The 25158-nt window shown below is 54.1% G+C and carries 21 protein-coding genes; 16 read left to right on the top strand and 5 right to left on the bottom strand.

Annotation, left to right across the window (positions count from 1 at the left end; genetic code table 11):
* The first annotated feature begins 330 nt into the window (after window positions 1-330).
* The 5 genes from ACKGJP_RS24420 (at window position 331) to ACKGJP_RS24400 (ending at window position 6230) form a co-directional block, all read left to right on the top strand.
* Window positions 331-951 (top strand): helix-hairpin-helix domain-containing protein, encoded by a 621-nt coding sequence (locus tag ACKGJP_RS24420; protein ID WP_409341397.1) that lies wholly within the window; start codon window positions 331-333, stop codon window positions 949-951.
* Between the two features lie 122 nt (window positions 952-1073).
* A complete protein-coding gene (locus ACKGJP_RS24415; RefSeq protein ID WP_409341396.1) occupies window positions 1074-2366 on the top strand; it encodes a homocysteine synthase in 1293 nt (430 codons plus the stop codon).
* Window positions 2367-2378: 12 nt separating this feature from the next.
* Window positions 2379-2891 carry a deoxycytidylate deaminase gene (locus tag ACKGJP_RS24410; protein ID WP_409341395.1) on the top strand — a complete coding sequence of 171 codons (513 nt, stop codon included), beginning with the start codon at window positions 2379-2381 and terminating at the stop codon, window positions 2889-2891.
* Between the two features lie 101 nt (window positions 2892-2992).
* Window positions 2993-5578, top strand: a complete 2586-nt coding sequence (locus tag ACKGJP_RS24405) for a DNA internalization-related competence protein ComEC/Rec2 (RefSeq protein ID WP_409341394.1) — start codon at window positions 2993-2995, stop codon at window positions 5576-5578.
* A 304-nt stretch (window positions 5579-5882) separates the two neighbouring features.
* Window positions 5883-6230 carry a hypothetical protein gene (locus ACKGJP_RS24400; RefSeq protein ID WP_409341393.1) on the top strand — a complete coding sequence of 116 codons (348 nt, stop codon included), beginning with the start codon at window positions 5883-5885 and terminating at the stop codon, window positions 6228-6230.
* 122 nt (window positions 6231-6352) lie between these two features.
* Here the strand turns inward: ACKGJP_RS24400 and ACKGJP_RS24395 are convergent, their stop codons facing one another.
* The 4 genes from ACKGJP_RS24395 to ACKGJP_RS24380 all read right to left on the bottom strand — a co-directional run bounded on the left by ACKGJP_RS24395 (window position 6353) and on the right by ACKGJP_RS24380 (window position 11008).
* Window positions 6353-8302 (bottom strand): prenyltransferase/squalene oxidase repeat-containing protein, encoded by a 1950-nt coding sequence (locus ACKGJP_RS24395; RefSeq protein ID WP_409341392.1) that lies wholly within the window; start codon window positions 8300-8302, stop codon window positions 6353-6355.
* Between the two features lie 136 nt (window positions 8303-8438).
* Entirely contained in the window at window positions 8439-9338 is a 900-nt protein-coding gene (locus tag ACKGJP_RS24390; protein WP_409341391.1) for a fumarylacetoacetate hydrolase family protein, read from the bottom strand.
* A 43-nt stretch (window positions 9339-9381) separates the two neighbouring features.
* Complete coding sequence (locus ACKGJP_RS24385; protein WP_409341390.1) at window positions 9382-10155, bottom strand: SDR family NAD(P)-dependent oxidoreductase; 774 nt, start codon at window positions 10153-10155, stop codon at window positions 9382-9384.
* Between the two features lie 85 nt (window positions 10156-10240).
* Window positions 10241-11008: an IclR family transcriptional regulator gene (locus tag ACKGJP_RS24380; RefSeq protein ID WP_409341389.1), complete on the bottom strand. Its 768-nt coding sequence runs from the start codon at window positions 11006-11008 to the stop codon at window positions 10241-10243.
* Window positions 11009-11351: 343 nt separating this feature from the next.
* On the opposite strand from ACKGJP_RS24380, the gene ACKGJP_RS24375 reads away from it, so the two are divergent.
* From ACKGJP_RS24375 to holA, 3 genes are all read left to right on the top strand, one after another.
* Window positions 11352-11900 (top strand): RNA polymerase sigma factor, encoded by a 549-nt coding sequence (locus ACKGJP_RS24375; RefSeq protein ID WP_409341388.1) that lies wholly within the window; start codon window positions 11352-11354, stop codon window positions 11898-11900.
* Window positions 11897-13210, top strand: coding sequence for a zf-HC2 domain-containing protein (locus tag ACKGJP_RS24370; protein WP_409341387.1), 1314 nt, complete (start codon window positions 11897-11899; stop codon window positions 13208-13210). Before ACKGJP_RS24375 ends, ACKGJP_RS24370 begins: the two co-directional genes overlap by 4 nt.
* A gap of 520 nt (window positions 13211-13730) precedes the next feature.
* A complete protein-coding gene (holA, locus tag ACKGJP_RS24365) occupies window positions 13731-14750 on the top strand; it encodes a DNA polymerase III subunit delta (protein WP_409341386.1) in 1020 nt (339 codons plus the stop codon).
* A gap of 152 nt (window positions 14751-14902) precedes the next feature.
* Here the strand turns inward: holA and rpsT are convergent, their stop codons facing one another.
* On the bottom strand, window positions 14903-15172 hold the full coding sequence (rpsT, locus tag ACKGJP_RS24360; RefSeq protein ID WP_409341385.1) for a 30S ribosomal protein S20: 270 nt from the start codon (window positions 15170-15172) through the stop codon (window positions 14903-14905).
* A gap of 191 nt (window positions 15173-15363) precedes the next feature.
* Between rpsT and gpr the strand changes: the two genes are divergently transcribed.
* From gpr to hrcA, 8 genes are all read left to right on the top strand, one after another.
* Entirely contained in the window at window positions 15364-16359 is a 996-nt protein-coding gene (gene gpr, locus ACKGJP_RS24355; RefSeq protein ID WP_409341384.1) for a GPR endopeptidase, read from the top strand.
* Between the two features lie 265 nt (window positions 16360-16624).
* Window positions 16625-17362 carry an HAD family hydrolase gene (locus ACKGJP_RS24350; RefSeq protein ID WP_409341383.1) on the top strand — a complete coding sequence of 246 codons (738 nt, stop codon included), beginning with the start codon at window positions 16625-16627 and terminating at the stop codon, window positions 17360-17362.
* A 351-nt stretch (window positions 17363-17713) separates the two neighbouring features.
* Window positions 17714-18979 (top strand): stage II sporulation protein P, encoded by a 1266-nt coding sequence (spoIIP, locus tag ACKGJP_RS24345; protein WP_409341382.1) that lies wholly within the window; start codon window positions 17714-17716, stop codon window positions 18977-18979.
* A 21-nt stretch (window positions 18980-19000) separates the two neighbouring features.
* Window positions 19001-19393, top strand: a complete 393-nt coding sequence (locus ACKGJP_RS24340) for a hypothetical protein (protein WP_409341381.1) — start codon at window positions 19001-19003, stop codon at window positions 19391-19393.
* A 588-nt stretch (window positions 19394-19981) separates the two neighbouring features.
* Window positions 19982-21796: a translation elongation factor 4 gene (lepA, locus tag ACKGJP_RS24335; protein ID WP_409341380.1), complete on the top strand. Its 1815-nt coding sequence runs from the start codon at window positions 19982-19984 to the stop codon at window positions 21794-21796.
* 172 nt (window positions 21797-21968) lie between these two features.
* Complete coding sequence (gene hemW / locus ACKGJP_RS24330) at window positions 21969-23135, top strand: radical SAM family heme chaperone HemW (protein ID WP_409341379.1); 1167 nt, start codon at window positions 21969-21971, stop codon at window positions 23133-23135.
* Window positions 23136-23306: 171 nt separating this feature from the next.
* The gene (locus ACKGJP_RS24325; RefSeq protein ID WP_409341378.1) at window positions 23307-23813 is read left to right on the top strand and encodes an N-acetyltransferase; all 507 of its coding nucleotides are present in this window, start codon (window positions 23307-23309) and stop codon (window positions 23811-23813) included.
* A gap of 294 nt (window positions 23814-24107) precedes the next feature.
* Window positions 24108-25139, top strand: a complete 1032-nt coding sequence (gene hrcA / locus ACKGJP_RS24320) for a heat-inducible transcriptional repressor HrcA (protein WP_409341377.1) — start codon at window positions 24108-24110, stop codon at window positions 25137-25139.
* Window positions 25140-25158: the final 19 nt, after the last annotated feature.

Genomic DNA, 25158 nt, shown 5'->3' with positions numbered 1-25158 from the left:
CGCCACGCTTCGCCTTCATGCGCATTCGTTTCCGGGGTATGCTACCCGCTCTGCGGATTTGAGGAGCCCGCTTGCAAGAGCCGAATAGACAAGGTATAGTAAAAGCAATCAATATCGTTTCAGTAAGCGGAAGCACCGCCTTTACTCGCGACATGTCGCGGGTGGAGGCTTTTTTTCATTTATCAGACAGCATATCGTGGAAGTCGTTCTAAATCTCGGTAAACGCATTTGTCCCTAAAAGGACGGCGAAGCCGTTTATCCTTGTTGCGTTTTTATGGTTTGCAGGCTGTAGGGGATATTCGCAGGATTAGGAAGCGAGGGGGAGAAGGAATGTTTTCGCAAAAAGGAAAATGGCTGATCGTCGGGCTGATCGGCCTTGCGGCCGGGTCGGGATTCATGGCCATGCGTCTTCATAACGGTTCGACGGCCGCCGCAGGGATGCAGAAGACGAATATGCAGTTGGAGGCGGTTATGAAGCGCCAGAGTGAGGAGAGCGGCCCCAAGGCAAGCGAGGCTGCGGCGGGGTCGCCCGCTCCGTCTAGCGGATCGGGTAAACAGGCTGTTTCGTATGAAGGCTCGGCGGAAGGAGAGCGCCGGGTGGCGGATGCCGGTGTAACGGCTGGCCGAGGGGGAACGGTTCCGGCTAATGAAATAGCCGGAGTTGGGGAGAATGAGAAAGGGCCCGTGGAGGCGAATGAGCAAAAACAGCCGAGCCCGAAGCCTGCCAAAACCCCGCAAAAGCAGAGCCGGCAAATCGATCTGAATACGGCCTCGCTGCAGGAGCTGATGAAGCTTCCGGGCATCGGCGAAAGCAAGGCCAAAGCGATCGTCGCCTTCCGGGAGCAAAGCCCGTTCCGGACACCTAAGGAAATTACGAAGGTGAAGGGGATCGGAGATAAAACGTACGAAGCGCTCAAGGATATGATCGTCGTGGCGGGAACGAACAAATAGCTTGCCCGCTGTCACGCCGTCCGCGGAACATAGACTTTAATTTCCTATGGAAATATGAGAGAATATACCCAGTCTAGTGAAAACAAAGACGTTATTTACAAAAATGAGGAGGCCTAATCTGTATGTCCGAACAACGCAAGCTTTCCCTTGATACGCTGGCCGTGCACGCCGGTCAAGAAATCGATCCGACAACGCTTTCCAGAGCGGTGCCGCTCTACCAAACGACTTCCTACGGGTTCCGCGATACGGAACACGCTGCGAATCTGTTTGCGCTGAAGGAATTCGGCAATATTTATACCCGTTTGATGAATCCGACGACGGACGTATTCGAGAAGCGGGTAGCCGCGCTCGAAGGCGGAGCTGCCGCTCTGGCGACTGCTTCCGGACAAGCTGCCATTACATATTCGATCCTTAACATTGCCGGTGCGGGCGACGATATCGTTTCCGCGGCGAGCCTATACGGCGGAACGTATAACTTATTTTCGACTACGCTGCCGAAAATCGGGATTAACGTTACGTTCGTCGATCCAAGCGATCCGGAAAATTTCCGCAAAGCGATAACGCCGAACACGAAGGCGCTGTATGCGGAGACGATCGGCAACCCGAAAGGCGACGTGCTCGATGTGGAAGCGGTCGCTAAAATCGCCCACGAGAACGGCATTCCTCTTATTGTGGACAATACGTTCCCAAGCCCTTATTTGCTTCGTCCGATCGAGCACGGCGCCGATGTCGTCGTCCACTCGGCAACGAAATTTATCGGCGGCCACGGCACGTCGATCGGCGGCATTATTGTTGACGGCGGCAAGTTCGACTGGAAAGGAAGCGGCAAGTTTCCCGGCCTGACGGAGCCGGACCCGAGCTATCACGGCGTCGTCTACACCGACGCAGTAGGTCCGGTCGCCTATATTATCAAAGCCCGCGTTCAGCTTCTTCGCGATATGGGAGCCGCCATTTCGCCGTTCAATTCCTTCCAGCTGCTGCAGGGACTTGAGACGCTCCATTTGCGGATGGAACGCCACAGCTCGAACGCGCTCAAGGTCGCGCAATACCTTGAAGGGCATCAATCCGTCGAATGGGTCAGCTATTGCGGATTGCCTAGCCACCCGTCGCATAAGCTGGCTCTGAAGTATATGCCTAACGGGCAAGGCGCGATCATGACGTTTGGCATTAAGGGCGGCATCGATGCAGGACGCAAGCTGATCGATGCGGTTACCCTTTTCTCCCATCTGGCGAATGTCGGCGACTCCAAGTCGCTTATCATCCACCCGGCAAGCACGACGCATCAGCAGCTGAACGAGCAGGAGCAAGAGGCTGCAGGCGTTTCCCCGGGAATGATCCGACTGTCCATCGGGACGGAAGGCATCGAAGACATTATCGCGGATCTCGATCAGGCGATTCTGGCAAGCCAACAGTAAGCGGGTGCGAATATGACGGGACGTAAAGATTGGGACACTTATTTTATGGACATCGCCTATATGGCTTCGACCCGTTCGCAATGCTCGCGAAGGCGCGTCGGAGCGGTACTTGTGCAGGGCAAGAAATTGCTCGGCACAGCTTATAACGGCGCGCCGATGGGCGTTCAGGATTGCTCGGAAGCCGGCTGTATGCTGGTGGAGGAGTTTGAAGTGAAGCTTGTGGACGGAATCGAGCAAATGGTTCGCAAGCAGCGCTGCATCCGGACGATTCATGCCGAGCAAAACCTGCTGCTGTTTACCGACCGAAGCGATCGGGAAGGCTCTACGGTTTACGTGACCGACCAGCCTTGCTGGACATGCGCCAACATGCTGGCCAACAGCGGCGTCAAAGAAATCGTTTTTCACCGGGGCTACCCGAAGGATGGCGAGAAAGTGACTGCGCTGATGCGCGAGCGCGGTATCGTACTACGAAGGCTGGAGTCCTATGTGCCCCCGGCCGGGACTTTGTCGGACGTTACCAACTGACGCGAATGCGGAGGAAGAACCTCTTTTATCCGAAAGGATGAAAGGGGTTCTTTTTGTTTTTTCGGACCGCTATCGCGCCGTATGGAAGGGGGGGGAGATTTTTGAATGGAACCGAGCGTTTTTTACTTATCAGGCCGGTAGTCGTGTATGCCTGGGCTTGGGTTATCGGATACGCTGCAGCCGTAAAGCTGCCGCTTGGGCAGCTTAATCCGGAACGGACGTTTATTGCCGCTGCGGCTCTGCTGGCGGCGCTGATCGTATTCCGCCTGCCTTGGCGACACGCGGCTTATGTCATTCCTCTGGCGCTAACCGCTTGCTGCTATTATCAATGGACCGATCGGCTCAACGTCAGCGAATTGCTGCCGGATAACGCGGCAATCGACTTCAATGAAGGATTGCCCGTTCAAATGAGGGGAAGAATCGCGTCGGTCGTTTCGATTGACGGCGACAAAGTATCGTTCGTTCTGAACGTGTCCGGCATTCTAACGGAGGGTGAGGAAGCGGAGTGGGCGGTTAGCGAAAAGGTGCAGATTACCGTACGCTTATTGGAGCGGGATGAGGTGGCAATGGCAAACGCTTGGGGGAGAGGAGATGACGTCATGCTCTCCGGCGAGTTGAAGCTACCGTCGAGCGCACGAAATTTCGGCGGCTTCGATTACCGCAATTATTTGCGTACGCAGCGCATACATACCATTGTCTCGATAAAGGGAACGGAGCAGGTTCACGTGACCGGCAGTAAAGCGATGGATTGGCTCGCCGTCCTGCGAATGAACGATCGCATACGCAGCGGTTTAGGCGAAACCGCGGGCCGGTTGTTCCCGGGCGAGCAGGGAGGGTACATGAAGAGCTTGCTGATCGGGCTGCGCGTCGACATGGATCCGTACGAATTCCAGCAGTTTTCGAGGCTCGGCTTGACGCATCTGCTGGCTATTTCGGGTCTCCATGTAGCCGTTTTCGTAGCCGTGATTCTATGGATCGCCCGCGCGGCTGGCGTAACAAGGGAAACCGGCTTGCTTATCGCCCTTTGGCTGATTCCGTTCTATGTACTGTTGACAGGCGGCTCGCCGTCCGTCATTCGGGCAGGACTGATGGCGATGCTGGCTTTATATGCCGCCCGAAGGCAATGGCTCAAGGACGGTCTTCATCTCGTATGCATCGTCGGTTGGGGAATGCTCGTCCTAAATCCTTATTATTTAGTGGACGTAGGCTTTCAGCTGTCCTTCCTCGTCACACTCGGCTTAATCGCAGCCGTGCCGCCCGTATCCTCCCTGCTCCCCTTTCGCAGCAGCATGGTCAATAGCACCGTAGCGGTGACTATCGTTTCGCAGGCGGTATCCTTTCCGCTGTCGGTTTACTATTTCAATCAGTTCTCGCTAGTGTCTTGGATCGCCAATATGGCGCTCGTGCCCCTTGTCAGCTTCGTGGTCACGCCGCTCGGCTCTGCGGCGCTGCTGGCCGGCGAGCTTTCAATCGCGGTTGGGAAATGGTTGGCGTGGCCTGTCGTCAAGTTAAACGGGATCACGTCTTGGGTAGTCGATCTGCTGGACAGATTCACGTTGTTTCACCTCATATGGCCGACGCCTTCCTTAGGGTGGATAGCAGGCTGGTACGGATCGGCCGGCTTGTTGCTGGCCGCTTTGATCCGCCGCGGGCGAGCGCAAAAGCTGCTGCATGCAAACCTGTTGCTGGACAATCCTCAGGGCTGGCGTCATAAGGCGGCCATACCGTTCTACGCCTTGTTGTCTGCCTTGCTGCTGATTTACGGCTATAGCCCGGATCGCCTGGAACGGACAGGAATCGTCAGCTTTCTGGATGTCGGTCAAGGGGACGCGATCTGGATCCATACGCCTGACGACCGGAATGTGCTGATCGACGGAGGCGGAACGGTCACGTTTCGCAAGAAAGGAGAGGAATGGAAGGAACGCGCCGAACCGTTCGACGTTGGAAACAAACTGCTCGTTCCGCTGCTTAAGAAACGGGGTGTGCACCGCATCGACACGTTAATCATCACGCACCTGGATGCCGACCATATCGGCGGCCTGCAGGCCGTGCTCGAGCAAATCCCCGTCAAGCAAATGGTGTATAACGGCACCTACAAAAGAGGGGCCGGCACCGCAAAGCTGTTTCAGACCGCTTTGGACAAACAAATACCGCTGATGTCCGCCAATCGCGGCGACCGGCTGCAGCTGGACGGAAACACGGATATTCAATTTCTATACCCTGCGGCTACAAGCGAAACGGAAGTCATAGAAGAGAGCAAGCAGAACAACGTCTCCTTAGTGTTTATGTTGAAGATGAACGGTTTTCGCTTCTTGATGACGGGAGACATGGAGAAGCCCGAAGAGGAAGAGCTGTTGATGCTGGAGAGAGAAGATGAGACGGTGCCGCTTGCCGCTTCGAAGGATGCCCAGTTGGAAGACGGCGACGCGAGTAAGGTAGATGTGCTTAAGGTCGCTCATCACGGCAGCAAAACGTCGACGACGGAGGAATGGTTGTCGTTGTGGAAGCCGTCGATTGCGGTAATATCCGTAGGCGTTTCGAATATTTACCGTCATCCGGCGGCGGAGGTCGTTGACCGGATTGCTTCGCATGAGGCCAAGTTATTCAGGACGGATAAGAACGGCGAGGTGCAGATGAGAATGAAGGGCGATGTTTTGCAGGTCATGACGATGCTGAAGGAGCATTGAAGCTCGCTTCGATTAGATGAGGCTAAGCTCTTGAATAAAACCGCGAGGAGAAGGAGAAGGAACGAATGAGCGTCACCGTAAAGAGCATAAACTGATCATCCCCATTGCTATTTTTACAGCCGATGAGGCTCGCGATGAAACCGATACGCTGACAATCGCGATTCCGAATCACCCTATCCTCCGCTTTCAGTTTTTGAAGGTTGAACTGCGGAGCAAACATTGGCGTACCTTTATCGGCTCGGATAATCCGGTTGCTGCTGCACTGCTTGTAAAAATGGACTATAATAAAAAGGAAGAGCGCGAGGTGCGAATCGCTTACCTGCGCATGCTGTTACGATTGCAAAGCAAATGGGATGACGCGAGAATGGCGCTTATTATGTCCGTAGCCGACTTATATTTTAAGCCGAATAAAGAGGAAGAAGAATCGATATTGAAGGAATTATGCGATCAATATCCGGAGGAAGGGGAGACGATTATGGAGCTGATGCCGGCTTGGAAACGATGGGGATACGAGGAAGGCATGGAAGAGGGAATGGAAAAAGGGCGGGAAGAAATAATCAGAAAGTTGCTGGATAAAGGATTTACGCCTGAAAAAATAGCGGAAACGATCGAAGTCCCCGTGGATGACATTCGAAAGCTAAGCCGGCAATAACAAGGAAAGGAAGCGTCGCGTAAGGTGACCCTTCCTTTCTTTTTTTAAATTCTCTTCTCGTCATACGACAAAGTCCGGTAAAACCGTTTACCCGTTTAATCTTTCATCCTTTGCGGCTCAGGTCACTTCTTTTCTGTGTCATACACTTTCCGGTAGCGGCTCAATGCGAGCAGCGGCCAAATGAGCCCGTAGCTATGATAGCGAATGTAGTAACCGCCTGGCAGACCCGCGCCGGTCGGGTATTTTACCGCCCATATCGGGCTTTGATCGGCGTGCACCAAAAAGCTTGCAGCCCTATCGATTTCCAGCGTGACCTTCCCGTTTATGGCTAGCAAGGCGTCGAGAGCCCATGCGGTTTGTGACGGCGTGGAAGCATTGAGCGGGACGTAGCGCCTCTGAAGGTCGCTGGTGCAAGATTCCCCGAAGCCGCCGTCAGAGCGCTGGATGCCGACCAGCCACTTGGCGGCTTTACGCATCGCGGGGTGATCGGAAGAAAGGCCGGCAGCGGCCAAACCGGTTACAGCCGCCCAGGTGCCGTAAATATAGCAAACCCCCCACCGACCGTACCAGGAGCCATCCTTTTCTTGATGGTCGAGCAGCCAGTTTACGCCTCTTCGGACGAGACGAATATGCTGTTTCAATCCGGCCGTATTTCCGAGAAATTCGAGCGTTCTGCCGGTCAAATCAGCAGTCGAGGGATCTGCCAGAATGTCTTTGGCATGCGGCGCAGGCAGTATGGCTAGCAGCTTGCTGTCCGTGTTTTTCTCGAATGCTGCCCATCCGCCGTCGTCGTTCTGCATGGATAGCAGCCAGTTCAATCCTTTATTCCAGGCCTCCATGTAATCGGACCGCTGGGTTCGTAAACGGGCGACGACCCGTAATGCGGCGGTCGTATCGTCGACATCCGGAATTCTCGTGTTGTTATCGGAGAAACCCCAACCTCCCGGTTCTGCCGGATTGTGAACGCGCCAATCCCCGTACCGGGTTTGCTGCATAGAAAGCAAATAGCGGCCGGCCGCTTGGATGGACGGATGAGCGGCAGTTAGACCTGCTTCCTGCATGGCATGGCTCGTAAGCGCGGTATCCCATATTTCAGAGGTGAAAATTTGGGCATGCGCACCGGCGCCGGCATCCGGATGACCGCATAGCATCCGTTTCATAGCGGAGACGGCTTTGACGATTACCGGGTGTCGTTTATCGTAGCCTAGCGCCAAGAGGGCATAGATCATCAGAAAAGTGGAGGATGCATAGCTGCAGAGGGATCCGTCCGGTTCGATCCGCTCAAGCATGAACCGCTCAGCTTTCTTCAAGGCTTCGGCATGCAGGTCGGAGGGCCACTGATAGAGCTGCTTCAGGGATTGAAAAACCGAATCATGAAGACCACGTGACTCCTTTTCGTTGTCATGTTCGGACTTGAACGCAAAAATATCGGACCAAGATGTGGTTTCGCTCCCCGGGATGTCTTCCGCAGAGGAGGCGTACAAATCGCTCAGATCGGGCGTTTCTACCGTAGGCAGCGAGAAGCGGAGCTGGTAGGACACAAGGATAGGGATCATGTGCACCCTTGAGGATACGGACAGATCGAAAATCGTTACCGGAAATTTAGGAGGAAGCAGCAAGATTTCTAGCGGAAAAGCGAAATAATCGCCCCATTTTTTCTGCCCGGTCAAGGAGAGCGTAACGTTCGTCAGCATCCCGACCTGTCCGAGTCCGCCTGCCGATAAAAGGAACCGTTTGGCCGCCAGCATGCGAGGGTCGGTCTTAGCGATGCGGCGGGAAAACAGCAAGCCGTTGTAGGCCTCGACCGTCGCCGACAGGTTGCCTCCGCCGGGTTCGTCCTCGTACAGCCGCCAGGCGCCGTTCGACTGCTGTGACGCAAGCAATTTGTCGGACAGCTTAGCGATGAGCGTTTCATCATGATCGCCTAGCGAACGGAGCAGAATGATCATATTCGCATCGGTCATCGGACCGCCTTCCAGGCAAAAACGAAAAGCGCCGTCTGGCGATTGCGCCTGCTGCAGCTTTTCCGTCAAAATTGCGATTGCACGCTCTAAATCGGATTTCTGATTCATGACAGCCATTCCCTTACCCTGTAATAATATCGCCTATCTATGTTGTATTCGGCGTGGGAGGGAAAGGTTAACGTACGGGATTGCCAACAGCAAAAAACGGCTAGGAGGAATCCCTAGCCGCATCCGTTCTAAACCATTACGCTTCGTTTACGAAGCGGTTCGTGCACGCGCCAAGCTTTTCGACTTCGACGGTAACGACGTCGCCGTGTTTCAAATAGACGCGTTGATCTTTCGGGTAGCCGAGAATAACGCCGAACGGAGTACCTGTCAAAATAATGTCGCCGGGCTCGAGCGTCATGTGCTGCGAGATGTAGCTGACGATTTCGTCGCAGTGGAAAATCATGTCGGACGTGTTCGAGTTTTGGCGTTCCTCGCCGTTGACGATCGTCGTGAGCTGGAGATCGTTCGGGTTGCCGACTTCATCGGCCGAAACCAGATACGGTCCGAGCGGGCTGAAGCGGTCGCAGCTTTTGCCGAGCAGCCATTGCTGGGTGCGCAATTGCAGGTCGCGAGCGGAAACGTCGTTGACCGTGCTGTAGCCGAATACGTGCGAAAGAGCGTCTTCGCGCGAAACGTATTTCGCTTTTTTGCCCATAACGATGGTCAGCTCGACTTCGTAGTCGACTTCGTTCGACGTGCGCGGAAGCGGAATATCTTGGCCGTGTCCGGTCAGCGTATTGTTGAATTTGTTGAACAAGATCGGGGAAGTAGGAATCGCCGCTTTCGTTTCTTCCGCGTGCTTGCGGTAGTTTAACCCGACGCAAATGATTTTGTTCGGCTTCGTCACGCTTGGTCCGTAGGTGATCGTCGATTCGTCGAGAAGCAGTTCCTGCTTGTCGGATGCGACGGCTTGATCGACGGTTGCCTGCAGAGCGGCAAGTGCGGATTGCCCGCCGCCAATAACGTCCATAACGTCAGTCGGCGCACCTTGCGGACCGAAGCCGGCAGCTACGGCTGCAGCGATGTCTACGATGCCTTGTTCGATTTTAACGCCGAGGTTGTTTTGTCCTTCGCGAACGAATGTTACGAGTTTCATAGTAAATTCTCCTCCTAATGAATGAATGAGTGAATGAAATGAATTAAGCGTTTTTCCCGAAAACGACGCCTCCGTCGATATAAAGCGGCGAACCCATCATAAACTTCGATTCGTCGGATGCCAGGAACAAGGCGGCCATAGCCACATCCTCCGGTCGTCCGAGATCTCCGCTCAGCTGGCGCGTTTTGAGCGAAGCGATCGCCGCTTCCTGATCGTCGTACGACGTCCGCAAGTAGTTTTCGACGAAGGGCGTCAAAATCGTCCCGGGCAGCAGCGCATTGACTCGGATGCCGTACTGGGCATAGTCGACCTGCATCGACTTGGTAAGCGACAGAACGGCGCCTTTGGTAGCGGAATACGAAGCCCGGCGAGCTAGGCCGATTTCCGCGATGCACGAAGACATATTGATGATGGAGCCCTTGCGCGCTTCCATCATATGAGGGAGGACGTACTTGGAGGGCAAGTAAACGCCGCGAATGTTGACGGTCATTACTTTGTCCCATTGCTCTGGCTCAATTTCATGCAGCGCGCCTACTCCGGAGATGCCGGCATTGTTAAAGAGGACATCGATGCGGCCATATTCTGCGATCACGCGGTCGACCATCGCTTTGACCGAGTCGGGATTCGTAACGTCGGCTTGGATGAAAAGGGCGCTGCCGCCGGCGGAGCGGATTTCTTCCGCCGTTTCCTCTCCCTTGTCGACCTGCAGATCGTTGACGATAACGGTTGCGCCTTCTTTGCCGAACAGAAGTGCCGTGCTTTTACCGATGCCGGATCCGGAACCGGTGATGAGAATGATTTTGTCTTGAAGTCTCATGGTTTTCGCTCCTTATGCTTTCCGTTAAGAAAGCCGTTTCGTAAACGTCCGGTCTAGAACAATCCCAATACAGACGGAACTGCACTCAGGCGTTGCTTCGCATGTTCGATAGCGACAAGCGGGCGGCTAGGCCGCAAATTTCTTCGCGGGCGGCGTCTTTCTTCTGCTCCCACAAATGCTGCGGCATCGAGAAGCTGACCGCCGCTCTCGCTTGACCGTCGCTGTCCAAGATAGGCGCCGCTACGCAGCAAAAGCCGATGACCGACTCCTGCAGGTCGCAGGCATAGCCGTCTTGGCGCACCCTTTCAAGCTCGGCGAGAAGCGATCGCTTATCCGTCAGGCTGAAGGGCGTAATTTGGGGCAGCGGCTCGTCTCGGCCGTATAAAGCGTCCACTTCGGCATCGCTCAGGCAGGCAAGCAGCGCTTTGCCAAGGCCGGTCGCATGAGCGGGAAAACGCATCCCGGGGTCGGAAGCGATCCGAACAGGGGACGGGGCATCCATTTTCGCCAAATAAAAGACGTCTCGTCCATCGAGCTTGCCCATTTGGATCGTTTCTCCGATCCCGCGCATCGATTCGATCGCTTCTTTATGAAAGTGGTCGACAAGGCTGTACTGCTGAAAATACGAACTGCCGAAACGGGCGAATACCGGGCCCAGACTGTATGTATCCGCCTTGTCGCGCACGACCCAGTGCAGCGCTTCGAGCGTATGCAGCAGACTGAACATCGTGCTTTTGTTAATGGAAAGCTTTTTGGAAAGCTCCATCAGCTTCAGCCGCGACGGTTCCTCGGCAATCGCTTGCAGTACGGCATGGGCTCGCTCCAGGGCAGGGACCCAGTATTTTTTGTCCATGTAGCCCTCCTTTCACGCATGCTGGTTTATTATAATAAACTAAGTTTTCTAAAATGCTAAACTAATGGTAGCATGAATGATTCCATTCGGTCAATCCGCAGCCGCTTCGAAAAAAAACGATTGAAATATTACCCAAATCGCCGGTCTATATGGCTCATTTCGCCTTTTTTTGCTACCATAGGAGATGGTGGAATCTAGAGATTCCCTTACATATCCTGAAGTCATATGCATAGAACGTCGATTTTACAAAAAAACAATCGGTTATTGGACCGAACCGAAACGAAACCCTGCAACATTTACGGAGCTAGCTCCGTCTAATAGGTTGCAAGAGAGGGGGTACCAGGTGGTAGCGCCCGAAACGATTAAAGCTGCCCAGGCCGGAGACCGCGAGGCTTTGGTTACTCTTTTGCGCGAAATCGAAACGCATGTGTATCGCACCGCTTTCTACATGCTCGGCAACGAGCAGGATGCGATGGACGCTTCGCAGGAGGCACTGATCCGCATTTATACGAAAATTGGTTCTTATGAGGAAAAAGCGCTGTTCAAAACATGGGTTCAGCGTATCGTCACGAATATTTGCATCGATAAGTTCCGCCGGGCCAAACCTGCCGTATCGATCGAGGAGCACGAAATGATTTTTGCTTCCCGCGAGAACGTTGAAGAAGAAATTGTATTTCGGGATACAATGAAAGATGTGCATCATGCGATCGAAATGCTGCCCGAGCATCACCGAAGCGTCGTAGTTCTGCGATATGTGCAGGATTTCTCTTATAATGAAATCGCCGAATCGCTGGGACTTCCGATTAATACGGTCAAGTCGTATTTATTCAGAGCGAGGCAGCAACTGCAGAGTCTGCTGAAAGATTATCAGAAAGGTGGTGTTCGGGGATGAAATGTCCAGAGGTGATGGAATTTATGCAGCGTTATGTCGACCACGACCTGGATCAGGCGGAAGAAGCGCTTCTTCTCGCTCATGTGATGCAATGCCCCGAATGCGCCGATATGCTAGAAAAACTGCAGCTCCTTTCGGACGAGTTGGAAAGCTTGCCGGACGTCGTGCCGCCATTCAGCATCGTGGATTCGATCTTGCCGCAATTGGAACGTATGATGGATGAACAGAGCGCCGCCAAGACGGTCGAGCCGGATATGGGGAAGTTCGTAACGGCAAGCGAACGGGAAGCGCTGCTGGGCCTTACGACTCCGAATGCAGCGGAAGCGGAGAAGGCGATACGCAGCGATAACGGGAACGTTCCGGCCAGAACGAATCGAACCAAGCGAGTGGAGGCACCGCCTAAAGTTCGCTGGTTTTCATGGAAGTGGGCCGGAGGCGCGGCTGCGGCCGCCGTCATCGTAGGGGTATTCCTTTTCCAGCAGAAGCCGTTGTCGCATCAGAATGCGGACAGCTTGGCGGCGAAGTCGGATAAGGTTCGAGCCATGAGTACTAGCGGATCGGCCAATAAACCTGCTGCTGCCCAGGACGCCGGTGGCTCAACCAAGAGCAAGGAACCTGCTTCGCCGGAGAAGGCCGATTCCAATGAAGCCAAAACGGCGCTTCCTACGGAATCGCCGCAAGCGCCTCCCGCTTCGCAAAAGCCCGTTACGGCGCCTACGAACGAGCCGTCGGCATCCGCAAAGCCGGGCGCTTCCGTGAAAGCATTGTCGCCGTCGCCGAACACAACGGCTAAGAGCGTTTTGCCTTCGCCGACTCCAAAGCCGACTGCCGGTAGCGCATCGCCGAAGCCTTCCTCGTCGCTGACAGGCCCGACTGCCACAACGCCAAGCGCCGGAGGCTCAGCGGGATCCGGCAGCAAAGAGCAAGAGGCCGGCGCGATGGATAATTCTAAGATGCCTTCGCTGGTGAAACCTCCTGTGACGACGCCGGGGCCGGATGCGACAGGGAGTTCCGTCGCTCCCGACAAGCAGGAAACAACCGAAAGCGGGAAATTGTCTTTAACGTCCCATCCGTCGCCAGATGGGCTCGAGTCGCCCAATAAAACTTACAAAGCGGTTATTAGCGGGCAGCATGTGAAGGTGCTGGACGCGGAGGGCAGCGTGATCGCCGAATCGCCGGATTGGATCGATGCCAAATCGCTCCGTCTGGAAGCGTGGTCGGGAACGGTTTTGCAGTATACCGTCGTGATGGCTAATGGGGCGGAGAAGCTTCAAGAGATCGATTTCGGAGGCAGAAAGATCAAACCGTAATCGGATCCGGCATGCACGTTTATGACAGTTGCTACGTATAGTATAGCAAACGGCACTTAGCAACCGCGCCCTTCAAGGGTAATCATCCGGCGGAAGTTTCTAGAGCTTGCTGTCCGGATGTTTATATAAACGTGCGTGAACCGGTTCGAATTCTCCGAAGGCGCGATCATTCGCATCAGCTCCACACACAGGAGAGGCGTATTTCCGCAGCCGAACCGTTACGGAGAGCCGCAATACTAGCTCTGAACCTTGGGCGGAAGCAGATTCACCGGTTTTACGTCATTCGAAGGAGACCGCTTCCGGTTCCCGTCGAGCTTGCTGTGCTGGGACAAAGCGATCACGTCCGGAACGAATCCGGCGTGGTCGCTTTGTCTTTGCTTGAGCGCTGGCAAACCGCTACGCTTCGCTCAAAGCTAGTTTCATTTCAGTAACCGAAAACGTCATCGCATAAAGGAGAACGTAGTCGTCCTGGCTCAGGTATGTTATGATGATATCAATTTTGGAGGATGGCGGTGGCAGGATGGCAGACAACGGCACGCGTAAAGGACAAGGGAATCGTGCGCCGCTTCCGGTTACAGTGTGTTACGGCGCGGAATTGTATTTAATGAACCGCTGGATAGCGGCTTTAATAGAGAAGAACGTCGAAGAGGAGCACCGCGAGCTTGCGGTCAGCAAATATGACCTTGCGGAGACGCCTTTGGACGTCGTGCTGGAGGATGCGGAAACGCTGCCTTTCTTCGTGCCGCGCAAAGTAATCGTCGCCAGCAGGGCCCATTTCTTCACGGGGGCAAAGGAAAGCGGCAAAATCGAGCATCGCGTCGAGCGGCTGCTGGAATACGTGAAAGCGCCGGTCGAGCACTCGATTCTGGTATTTACCGTCGAAGCGGACAAGCTGGACGAACGAAAAAAACTTGTAAAAACGTTTAAGGAGCTGGGGGCGGTTCAGCCCTTCTCGGCTTTATCTTCGGACGAATTGAACCGCTGGGCGGCGCGGCATGCCGAGGAGCTAGGGTTTTCGTTCGGCACCGGCGCAGCCGAGATGCTCGCGCTTTATACCGGAGGACAGCTGCAGGCGATGGCTTCCGAAATGGAGAAGCTCTCGCTCTACGCGGGCAAAGGCGGCAAAGTGACGGAAGCGATGGTAGACGAGCTGGTTGCGCGCAGTACGGAGCAAAACGTGTTTTTGTTGATCGAGGAAATCGTTCAGCGGCGCATTGAGAAGGCGTTCGCGATCATGTACGAGCTGCTCAAGCAGCGCGAGGAGCCGATCAAGATCGCAGTGCTGATGGCACGCCAGTTCCGGTTGATCTGGCAGGTAAAAGAGCTGGAGAGGCAGGGTTATTCCCAGCAGCAGATCGCGGGACATCTCGGCAGCCATCCTTTCCCGATCAAGCTGGCGGCGGAGCAGGGGCGCAAATACGACAACGAGCGGCTGCAGCGCATTATGACGCAGCTGGCCGAGCTGGACTACAATATCAAAAGCGGACGAATCGAGAAGGTGCTTGGGCTCGAAATGTTTATCCTGCATGTGGCGGCATAACCGGAAGGGGATGCCGCTGTTCCTTATATCGGGAGAAGAACGAGCGAAGACAGCAAAAATCCCGCGCCGCTCTTGCGAGCTGCGCGGGATTTTGTCACTTCGAAAGGAGGAACGGCGAGACGCCGGCTTCCTTAAGTATGTTCGTAGATGTCTTACGCTTGAGCGGATGCGTTAAGCAATTTCGCCAAGCGGGACTTTTTACGGTTAGCCGTATTTTTATGGATTAATCCTTTCGTCACTGCTTTGTCGAGCTTCTTGATCGCATTGACGAGAGCTGCTTTCGCAGTATCCACATTTTGCGAATCAACAGCAGTTTCGAACGATTTTACAGCCGTACGAAGTGCGGATTTTTGGGATGCGTTGCGAAGACGACGTTTTTCATTCGTTTTCGTGCGCTTGATGGCAGATTTAATGTTTGGCATTACAGTCACCTCCTACCTAGACCAGCTTAAAAGTGAAACATGTCTTTAATGACAACTCCTGATATTCTACCATGGTAATTTTCAAAAAGCAATACCATCTGCAAGCCGCACCGGATGCCCGTACAAATCTGAATAAGATACGCCGTTTGGTTGAACAATAACCCCAAAATACGGCCGCAGGAGGAACCTTTATGGACTATTTTGATTTTTCGGCGCATACCGACTTGGCGGTGGAGGCCAATGAGCTCGCATCTAAGAAGAGCGGCTCGGCCATTCCCGGCGTACATATGGATACAATCGAGGAAGAAGGCGTCAAAGTAACGGTAATCGACGTTACGTCGGAGCAAGCGGCCAGATCGATCGGCAAAATGCCGGGCCACTACATTACGATCGAAGTGCCGAGCTTAAGACAAAAGGATTCCGATCTTCAGGATCGGGTGGCGACGAAGTTTGCCCAGCAATTCGAAGAGTTTCTAGTGAAGGCAGGCGTGAACAAAAACTCCAAAGCGCTCATTATCGGGCTTGGCAACTGGAACGTGACGCCGGACTCCCTCGGACCGTTAGTCGTCGAGAACGTCATGGTGACCCGCCATTATTTCGAGCTGATGCCGGATCAGGTTAGCCCCGGCTACCGTCAGGTAAGCGCGGTTGCGCCTGGCGTGCTCGGAACGACGGGGATTGAAAGCAGCGAAATCGTACAAGGGATCGTCGAAAAGTCGAAGCCTGATTTTGTCATCGCCATCGATGCGCTCGCGTCCAAATCCCTCGATCGCGTAAATACGACGATCCAGATTGCCGATACGGGGATCCATCCCGGATCCGGTATCGGAAATAAGCGACGCGGGCTGACGCAGGAAATTCTCGGCGTGCCGGTTATTGCGATAGGCGTCCCGACTGTCGTCTATGCATCGACGATAGTTGACAGCAGCATCGATCTGATGATCAAGCACTTCAAGCAGGAGACTCAGAATACCGGGCAAATTCTCGGTATGCTGGACGGAATGCCGGAGAGCGACAGGCTGCAGCTTGTGAGGGAAGTGCTGAACCCCGTCGGTCACGATTTGCTCGTCACGCCTAAGGAAATCGACCAATTCATTGAGGATATCGCCAACATTATCGCCAGCGGCTTGAACGCCGCCCTGCACGATGCGGTTGATACCGAGAACGTAGCGGCCTATACTCATTAGCCGTCCGTACATGAAGGAGCCTGTTCACAACCCGTTCCGCGGGCTGCGACGGGCTTTTCTATTGAACGGGAGGATAACTTCCGAAAGCGTATAATAGCTGCCGGGCTTTCAAAAGGAGCTGCGGATTAGGCGATCGTCAAATTGCTAGAATGCATAAAATAAGATATAGTAAGCCTGCGGACCGGGAAATGCTTCACGGCTAGCAAGATTATCGGTTCCGATTATAGCGATTAAGTTCTGCGCAGGGTAATGGAGGATGTTGCATATGCGGCCACAAACGCTTTTGTTCGATCTCGACGATACGCTCGTTCATTGCAACAAATATTTTGATATGGTCATCGATCAATGCGCCGATCAATTGATGACCTGGTTTGCTTCGGATAGGCTGACGGCGGACGAGGTGAAGAAGAAACAGCTTGAAATCGATACGGCGAGAGTGGCGGTGCAAGGCTTCATGCCCGATCATTTCCCGCAGTCGCTCATAGATACGTACCATTATTTCTCCGCCTTGACCGGAAGGGAAACGTCCCGTTCGGAGGAAGAGAGCCTCCGGGAGCTCGGCAAATCCGTCTATGACCAAGAGGTCGAGCCTTATCCGAACATGGTGGAAACGCTCGATTTGCTGAAGGGCGAAGGCCATTCCTTGTTTTTGTACACAGGCGGAGTGGCCACCGTCCAAGAGCGTAAAATAAAGGCGCTCGGACTTGAAACGTATTTCGGCGACCGCGTCTTCATTCGCCGCCACAAGACGACGGACGCGCTGGAGGACATTTTGAACAAGCAGCGATTCGACCGCGACTTGACGTGGATGATCGGCAATTCCATCCGGACGGACATCGTTCCCGCTTTGGAAACGGGGATACATGCCGTTCACGTACCGGCTATACTGGAATGGCAATTTAATATCGTCGACATTCACGTTCGGCCCAAGGGAGCTTTCTTGCAGGTGCCGACTTTGCGTGAAGTGCCTACGGCGATTGCGGGGTACGGCATCCTTTCATAATGTAAGGAAGCTAAGGAAGAATGACCGGGAGCGATCTGCGGATCGTTCTTTTTTGTTGGATCAGGGGCGGGACGATCATTCTGCGCGAGAGCGGATGCGGTTTCTGCCTAACATAACGTATTTTGTTCCGCAAAGACGCCGATAGGCGTTTTTTTTATGGATCGGGATAGACCGCCCGGGTACCGCAAACTCTAGTAAATGCTTCGCTTCCAAAAGGAGGTTCTATTTCTTTCAAACGGTTCATAGATTCTAGTAAAAGGAATGCAAGACCCGAGCTGAGAGAATGGTTGAATCGGGACGCGTCTCCAAGTCGGAAGGAATACGCATCGAAGCTGAGGAGGGTTCATACCGATGAAATGGTCCGCTTTTATGATCGACGTTGGCAAATTCCGCAAAATGATCCGGAGTGCCGGATATGCAACCAAGCTGTTCGGCATTTTATTCATCACTACCTTTTTGTTTTTCGTCGGGATAGGCGTAATCGGCTATGTGCAAACCAAAGTAAATGCATCTCCCGTCTCGTCGATGCGAGGAGTGGCCGCCTCCGTTTCAAGCGATTTTTTTATGGACATGTTAAGCCTCGAGGTGCCGCATTTGCGCAAGGAGAGGACGGAGACCGCATTTTCGCAGCAAAATGTCATCGGGTTCGTGTTCCGCATGCTGACGGATATCAATCTTCGCGATCCCAAGACGATGCTTGCCAGAGAGGTGCCGGGGCTCGGCAGAGACAATGCCGTCCTGCTGCGCAAAGGGCCGAACGGCAATTCGGATTATTCGCCGGAGGATTATCCGCCGGCTAACGAAGCGGAAGGCATGTCCGCGAACGGCTCGCAGCAGCCCGGTGCAACGCCTTCGCCCTCCGTACCGTCTCCGTCGGCCGAAACGCCGCATCCGTCCGCGTCGCCTTCGCCCTCCGTTTCACCCGATTCGCAGGCGAAGCCCACGACAGGCGGCAAGAAGGTCGTGCTCATCTATCACTCGCATAACCGCGAGTCGTTCCTGCCGCATCTCGCGCCAGGGCTTGAGCCGAGCGAGGCGTACGACTCCAAGACGAACGTGACGCTGGTCGGCAAACGGCTGGAGCAAAAGCTGAACGATCTGGGCATCGGATCGATCGATTACAGTCCCGATTATTCTTCTACGGAAAAAGGGTACAATTTCAATTATTCCTATAAATATTCGCAAAAAACGGTCAAAGAGGCGTTTGCTGCTAATCCGGACATTTCGTTCGTTTTCGATCTTCACCGCGATTCGGGTTCCCGCAAAGCGACGACCGTATCGATCGACGGCAAAGATTACGCCAGAACCTTCTTCATCATCGGCCAGAAAAATCCGAACTGGAAAAAGAACGAGAAATTTGCGGCATCGATTCACGAAAAGCTGGAGCAAAAGCTGCCTGGCATCTCAAACGGGATTTGGGGGAAGACCCAGCACGACGGACAAGCGGAATATAATCAGTCTCTGTCGCCAAACAGCGTGCTTATCGAAATTGGCGGCCCCTACAACACGCTGGAGGAATGTTACCGGACCGCCGACGAGCTCGCGAAGATCATTGCGGAATTATATTGGGATGCCGAAAAGGTGAACGCGCCTCCGCAGACGGCGCTGGCAAAGTAAAACGTTAAGGAGTCGATTCCGATGAGACACGGTTCAGCCAAGCCGATTTCGATTAAGTTGCTGCTCGCGTTGTTCGCCGCAGGCTTCGGTATTTTTTTCGGCGTCGATGTGGCGACGCGCGGCATCGAGCGGATCAATGGGCCCATAGATGCCGTAGAGGCGCAAGCCGGCCCCAAGACCGCTCAAGCAAGTCCGGCCGCGGCAGCGAGCCAACCGAAACCGAAGCCGGATCAGGCGGCGCCAGCCAAACCGGCTCAGGGACAACCGCAGATCGATAAGGCGGCGAAGCAGCAGGCTGTAATCGAGGAATCGGCCGTGAATCGCGTCAGCAACGGGATCGGCGACCTGCTCCGGCGGGCGGCGAACGTATGCTTGAAGGTAATCGTATCGTTGTTCGAAGCGATCTTCGGTTAAGAAGGAAACGCGCCAAGAAACGACAAAGGACAACCATGCCGATCGATATCGGGGCGGTTGTCCTTTGTCGCGAATGAATCTTATATGTGGTGGGTTTATTATCCCTTGCTCTCGTTCTTGCGTACTCCTGATCACTAAAACGACGGAAGCCCTACCTCTCAACCGTTCTTGCGGCTCCTAGGCCGCGCCAGAATGAATTAGCCGATATGCCTTGACTTGCACTTGGAATGTAATAAAGGAATCGAGGGGAATAGAATCTTGGAAACACCTGAAGTCTTGCAGCCTTGTTAAGGACAAAGAAGGGTCAAATCTTTGTTGCTGAGGGTGTTGTTGCGATTCATCAATAAACCTAATTATTCATAATACGGCATCGCTGTGTGATTGTCAAGAAAAAATGTTGGCGGCCGAGGCGACGGCGAGCTTCTTCTGTGATTGTCCCGCCGCGCTCGCCTCAAAACGAGGGGTAAACGGTTGTCCATTGCTGCATCGAACGCCAACTGATATAATTAAAGGTATTGCAAATTAGCAGCTGTCGATGAAGGCGTTCATCGAGAGTACGTTTCTTGAGAAACTTTAGGGGGATCATTGATGGCGGACATGAGAGCCAGACAAAAGAAAATACGAAATTTTTCGATCATAGCCCATATCGACCACGGTAAGTCGACGCTGGCGGATCGGATATTGGAATATACCGGTACGCTCTCCTCACGGGAAATGCAGGAGCAGGTACTCGATCAGATGGATCTGGAACGGGAGCGCGGCATTACGATCAAGCTGCAGGCCGTTCGTCTCGGCTATCGCGCCGACGACGGCGAGGAATACATTTTCAACCTGATCGACACGCCGGGGCACGTCGACTTTACGTATGAGGTATCCCGCAGCTTGGCAGCCTGCGAAGGCGCGCTGCTCGTCGTCGACGCCGCTCAGGGCATCGAGGCGCAAACCCTCGCCAACGTATATTTGGCGTTAGACAACAACCTGGAAATTTTGCCGGTCATCAACAAAATCGATCTGCCGAGCGCGGAGCCGGAGCGGGTAAAACAGGAAATCGAGGACGTTATCGGTTTGGACGCCAGCGAAGCCGTGCTCGCTTCCGCAAAAGCCGGGATCGGCATTAAGGAAATTTTGGAGCAAGTGGCGCTCAAAGTTCCCGCCCCGACGGGCGATCCGGATCAGCCGCTAAAAGCGCTTATTTTCGACTCGCATTACGATCCGTACAAAGGGGTTATCGTTTACGTCCGCGTCGTCGACGGCTCCATTCGCCCCGGCTCGAAAATTACGTTCATGGCTACGAACAAAACGTTCGAGGTTATTGAGGTCGGCGCGTTCATGCCGCGGATGACGATGGTCAACGAGCTTGCCGTAGGCGACGTAGGCTTCGTCGTGGCGGGTATCAAGAACGTGAAAGATACGCGTGTCGGCGATACGATCACGGACGCGAAGAACCCTGCAGCCGAGCCGCTCCCCGGCTACCGCAAGATCAATCCGATGGTGTTTTGCGGGCTATACCCGATCGAAACGTCGGATTACAACGATCTGCGCGAGGCGCTCGAAAAGCTGGAGCTGAACGACGCATCGCTTCGTTACGAACCGGAAACGTCGACGGCGCTCGGCTTCGGCTTCCGCTGCGGGTTCCTTGGACTGTTGCATATGGAGATTATACAGGAGCGCATCGAACGGGAGTTCAACATCCCGCTCATCACGACGGCGCCGAGCGTTATTTATAAAGTGACGCTGACGAACGGGGAAGTGCTGAGCATCGACAACCCGTCCAACTACCCGGATCCCCAAAGAATCGAATTTGTAGAGGAACCGTACGTGAAGGCGGCGATTATCGTGCCGAACGACTATGTCGGGACGATTATGGAGCTTTGCCAAGGCAAACGCGGCGATTTCGTCAACATGGAATATTTGGACACGAACCGTGTTACGTTGACTTACGACATGCCGCTGTCCGAAATCGTCTACGATTTCTTCGATCAGTTGAAATCGAGTACCAAAGGTTACGCTTCGTTCGACTACGAGCTGTCGGGCTACAAGCGTTCCAATCTGGTGAAGATGGACATCATGCTGAACGGCGAACAAGTGGACGCCTTGTCGGTCATCGTGCACCGCGACCGCGCCTATCAGCGCGGCAAGGTCGTTTGCGAGAAGATGAAGGATCTGATTCCCCGGCAAATGTTCGAGGTTCCGATTCAGGCTTCGATCGGCCAGAAGATCATCGCCCGGGAAACCGTCAAGGCGATGCGGAAGAACGTTCTTGCCAAATGTTACGGCGGCGACATCAGCCGGAAGCGGAAGCTGCTTGAGAAGCAGAAAGAAGGCAAGAAGCGGATGAAGCAGGTCGGCAGCGTCGAGGTGCCGCAAGAGGCGTTCATGGCCGTGCTGAAAATAGACGAGTAAACGGAATGGACGCAGCGCCGGACTGCCGGATGGCTGTCCGGGCTGCTGCGCATAAAGAAACCAATCAAACAACCCGCCGCCCAAGCAGGAAACCGACAAGTGACCTTATTAGCGAGGTCGCTTTTCTGGTTTTTCGCAAAAGTCCGGCGGTTTGTAAAAAGGAGGGCTACCCATGTCCGAACGGCCGTGGTGGAAAACGCCCCGCGCGGTATATATTCATATCCCGTTTTGCACGAACAAATGCCATTACTGCGACTTTAACTCTTATGTGCTGAAGGGCCAGCCCGTCATGGACTATTTGAACGCGCTCGAGCGGGAAATGGAATGGACGGTGAAGCGCATCGTTCCGGAGCAAGTGGACACGATTTTCGTGGGCGGCGGTACGCCGACGGTGCTGACGCCGGAGCAAATGGACGTCTTTTTGCGTATGGTGCGCACGTACTTCCCGCAGCGGGCCGCTGGCGCGGAAATGACGATGGAGGCCAATCCCGGCACGACCGACCGGGAGAAGCTGGCGGTTATGAAGGAAGGCGGCGTCAACCGGCTCAGCTTCGGCGTTCAATCGTTCGATACGGAGCTGCTTGCCCGAATCGGCCGCATTCATAGCGTGGACGACGTATACGCAAGCCTTGAGAACGCGCGCCAGCTCGGCTTCGGCAACGTATCGATCGATCTCATGTTCGGGCTTCCGAACCAAACGCTTGAGCAGCTGGATAAGTCGATCAGCGCCGCGTTGGCGCTGGATTTGCAGCACTATTCGATTTACGGGTTGAAGGTGGAGGAAAACACGCTGTTTCATACGCTGTTCCAGCGCAACGAGCTGCCTCTTCCCGAAGAGGAAGTCGAGCTAGGCATGTACCGGCTGATCATGGATCGGCTCAAGGCGGCCGGCTACGGGCAGTATGAAATCAGCAATTTCGCCAAGCCCGGCTTTGAGAGCCGTCACAACAGCGCATACTGGCGCAACGAAAGCTATTACGGACTTGGCGCCGGCGCTCACGGCTATCTCGGGGGTGTGCGGCATGTGAACATCAAAGGGGTTCAGCCGTATATCGACGCCGCCGCCAAGGGATTTCCCGTACTGGAGACCGCCCCGGTTACCCGCCATGAGGCGATGGAGGATTTTATGATGGTCGGCCTGCGCTTGCTGAAGGGCGTAAGCCGGCAAGATTTTCATGAACAGTTCGGCGTCGCGCTTGAGGAACCATTCGGTCCGCTGCTCGTCAGATTGACGAAGCGCGGGCTGCTGGAGGAAACGGCGGAAGGCTACAAGCTGTCGGAAGCGGCCATCATGTATGCGAATGACGTTTTTGGCGAATTCGTGGGATTTTTCTCTTGAAGGATTATACGTTTTGTTGTATATTTATTCGTATTAGCGAAACAACAAAATTACAAGAGTTCAAATAGGCCGCTTTCAGGTGAATTCAAGATTCGATTTCGAATGGCAAACCGTTCTGCTTCGTTATCGAAAGGGGATATTTTGAACTACCTTTTTAAGGTGGGATGAGACATGGGGGTCATTTGCAGAAAAGCAACCGGCGACGACGTGGAGTCGCTTTACCATATCATACAGGGCTACGCGGAGAAGGGCATCATGCTGCCGAGAACGCGGGAAACGCTGAAGGCGATCATCGATACGTTCATCGTTGCGGAGCTTGACGGTCAGCTGGTCGGCTGCGGTTCGCTTTGCCAGCTCGGCAAGGATTTGGTGGAAATCCGTTCGCTCGGCATTACCGAAGGGCACAAAGGGCAAGGGATCGGCCGCAAGCTTGTCGACAAGCTGATAGAGGAAGCCTATGTGCTAAACATTCCGAAAGTTATGGCGCTTACGTACGAGGTCGCCTTTTTCGAGAAGAACGGATTTACGGTCGTGCCGAAGGAAATATTCCCGGAGAAGGTCTGGAAAGATTGCGTCCACTGCAAAAAGCAGCATTGCTGCGACGAAATTGCCGTAGTTCGCATGCTGGATTTATCCACGAAAGAAGAATGGATTACCGAAAAAGCGGCTTCCCAGTAAGCCTGCTCCCAATCGGCCCCAAGAGGATCGCCTGCTTTTCACATTCGGTGAGAAGCGGAGTCGTCCTCTTTTTGCGTTTGGAACGGGCAGTGACGAAAATCGCCTAATTTGCGCCAAAATAACTAGCTTCGGCTTGACAGTGGCGCTGCAGTTTGGTATTTTTGAAATATCGATTAGCACTCATCGATAACGAGTGCTAACGATAGGATCGATTTGAACCATGTACGGCTACTTATAGAGAAGAAGACATTGTTTCTATAAAGCTCTACGAATGGTGCAGAAGGGGTGAAACGCATGTTGTCCGAACGCCAAAAGATGATCCTTCATGCCATCGTTGACGATTATATACGTTCTGCCGAGCCGGTCGGCTCGCGCAGCATTTCGAAGCGCGGCGACGTTGCGTTCAGTCCTGCCACGATTCGTAACGAGATGTCCGATCTCGAAGAGCTCGGCTTTCTGGAGCAGCCTCATACGTCCGCCGGCCGCATCCCCTCCAACAAAGGGTATCGTTACTATGTGGATCATCTGGTCAACTATGGCGCGGTGTCCGGGACGGGGCCGGAATTGAACGTCATGAAAATGTTTTTTGCGGAGAAGCTGCAGCAGCTCGAGCAGGTGTTCCAGCAGGTTGCGCTTATGCTTTCCGGGTTAACGAATTATACGTCGATCGTACTCGGACCGGAAGTGTTCAGCACCACGCTGAAACGGCTGCAAATCGTGCCGATCAACGAGCAGACCGCCGTCGCGATTATCGTGACGAGCACCGGCCATGTGGAAAACAAGATGGTCACGATTCCCGAAGGCATACCGATGTCCGAGATCGAGAAGGCTGTCAATCTGCTGAACTCGAAGCTTTTGAACGTCCCGCTCGCGCATTTCCGGACGAAGCTGTACAACGAGATCGGCACGGAGCTCGGCAAGCATGTGAACGGCTACGAAGAGTTGATGCGGATGCTCGAAGGCGTGTTCGAGAGCGATCAGAGCGACCGAGTATTCCTCAGCGGAGCCACGAATATGCTGACGCAGCCGGAATTCAAAGACGTCGACAAGGTCAAGGAGCTGCTCGATCTGCTAGATGAAACGCCGAAGCTGATGAAGCTCATTTCGTCGGCTACCGAAGGCATTCAAGTGCGGATTGGCAGCGAAAACAGCCTGGCGGCAATCAATAATTGCAGCTTGATCACGGCAACCTATTCGTTGGACGGACACCCGCTCGGAACGATAGGCATACTTGGCCCGACCCGAATGGAATACGGCAAGGTGATTCATCTGCTTGACCGCTTATCGGTCGATATGGCAACCATCTTGTCGCGGTGGTATAAGTAAGCGAGCGCGCAGAAAGGAA

This window comes from Paenibacillus litoralis (assembly GCF_046244365.1).
Lineage (GTDB): Bacteria > Bacillota > Bacilli > Paenibacillales > NBRC-103111 > Paenibacillus_V.
This window is presented reverse-complemented; position numbering and strand designations above follow the sequence as displayed.

Bases quoted from the DNA above. Each gene is read 5' to 3' on its own strand.
- ACKGJP_RS24420 (WP_409341397.1), top strand. From the start codon at position 331: ATGTTTTCGCAAAAAGGAAAATGGCTGATCGTCGGGCTGATCGGCCTT.
- ACKGJP_RS24415 (WP_409341396.1), top strand. From the start codon at position 1,074: ATGTCCGAACAACGCAAGCTTTCCCTTGATACGCTGGCCGTGCACGCC.
- ACKGJP_RS24410 (WP_409341395.1), top strand. From the start codon at position 2,379: ATGACGGGACGTAAAGATTGGGACACTTATTTTATGGACATCGCCTAT.
- ACKGJP_RS24395 (WP_409341392.1), bottom strand. From the start codon at position 8,302: ATGAATCAGAAATCCGATTTAGAGCGTGCAATCGCAATTTTGACGGAA.
- ACKGJP_RS24390 (WP_409341391.1), bottom strand. From the start codon at position 9,338: ATGAAACTCGTAACATTCGTTCGCGAAGGACAAAACAACCTCGGCGTT.
- ACKGJP_RS24385 (WP_409341390.1), bottom strand. From the start codon at position 10,155: ATGAGACTTCAAGACAAAATCATTCTCATCACCGGTTCCGGATCCGGC.
- ACKGJP_RS24380 (WP_409341389.1), bottom strand. From the start codon at position 11,008: ATGGACAAAAAATACTGGGTCCCTGCCCTGGAGCGAGCCCATGCCGTA.
- ACKGJP_RS24370 (WP_409341387.1), top strand. From the start codon at position 11,897: ATGAAATGTCCAGAGGTGATGGAATTTATGCAGCGTTATGTCGACCAC.
- holA (WP_409341386.1), top strand. From the start codon at position 13,731: ATGGCAGACAACGGCACGCGTAAAGGACAAGGGAATCGTGCGCCGCTT.
- rpsT (WP_409341385.1), bottom strand. From the start codon at position 15,172: ATGCCAAACATTAAATCTGCCATCAAGCGCACGAAAACGAATGAAAAA.
- gpr (WP_409341384.1), top strand. From the start codon at position 15,364: ATGGACTATTTTGATTTTTCGGCGCATACCGACTTGGCGGTGGAGGCC.
- ACKGJP_RS24350 (WP_409341383.1), top strand. From the start codon at position 16,625: ATGCGGCCACAAACGCTTTTGTTCGATCTCGACGATACGCTCGTTCAT.
- spoIIP (WP_409341382.1), top strand. From the start codon at position 17,714: ATGAAATGGTCCGCTTTTATGATCGACGTTGGCAAATTCCGCAAAATG.
- ACKGJP_RS24340 (WP_409341381.1), top strand. From the start codon at position 19,001: ATGAGACACGGTTCAGCCAAGCCGATTTCGATTAAGTTGCTGCTCGCG.
- lepA (WP_409341380.1), top strand. From the start codon at position 19,982: ATGGCGGACATGAGAGCCAGACAAAAGAAAATACGAAATTTTTCGATC.
- hemW (WP_409341379.1), top strand. From the start codon at position 21,969: ATGTCCGAACGGCCGTGGTGGAAAACGCCCCGCGCGGTATATATTCAT.
- ACKGJP_RS24325 (WP_409341378.1), top strand. From the start codon at position 23,307: ATGGGGGTCATTTGCAGAAAAGCAACCGGCGACGACGTGGAGTCGCTT.
- hrcA (WP_409341377.1), top strand. From the start codon at position 24,108: ATGTTGTCCGAACGCCAAAAGATGATCCTTCATGCCATCGTTGACGAT.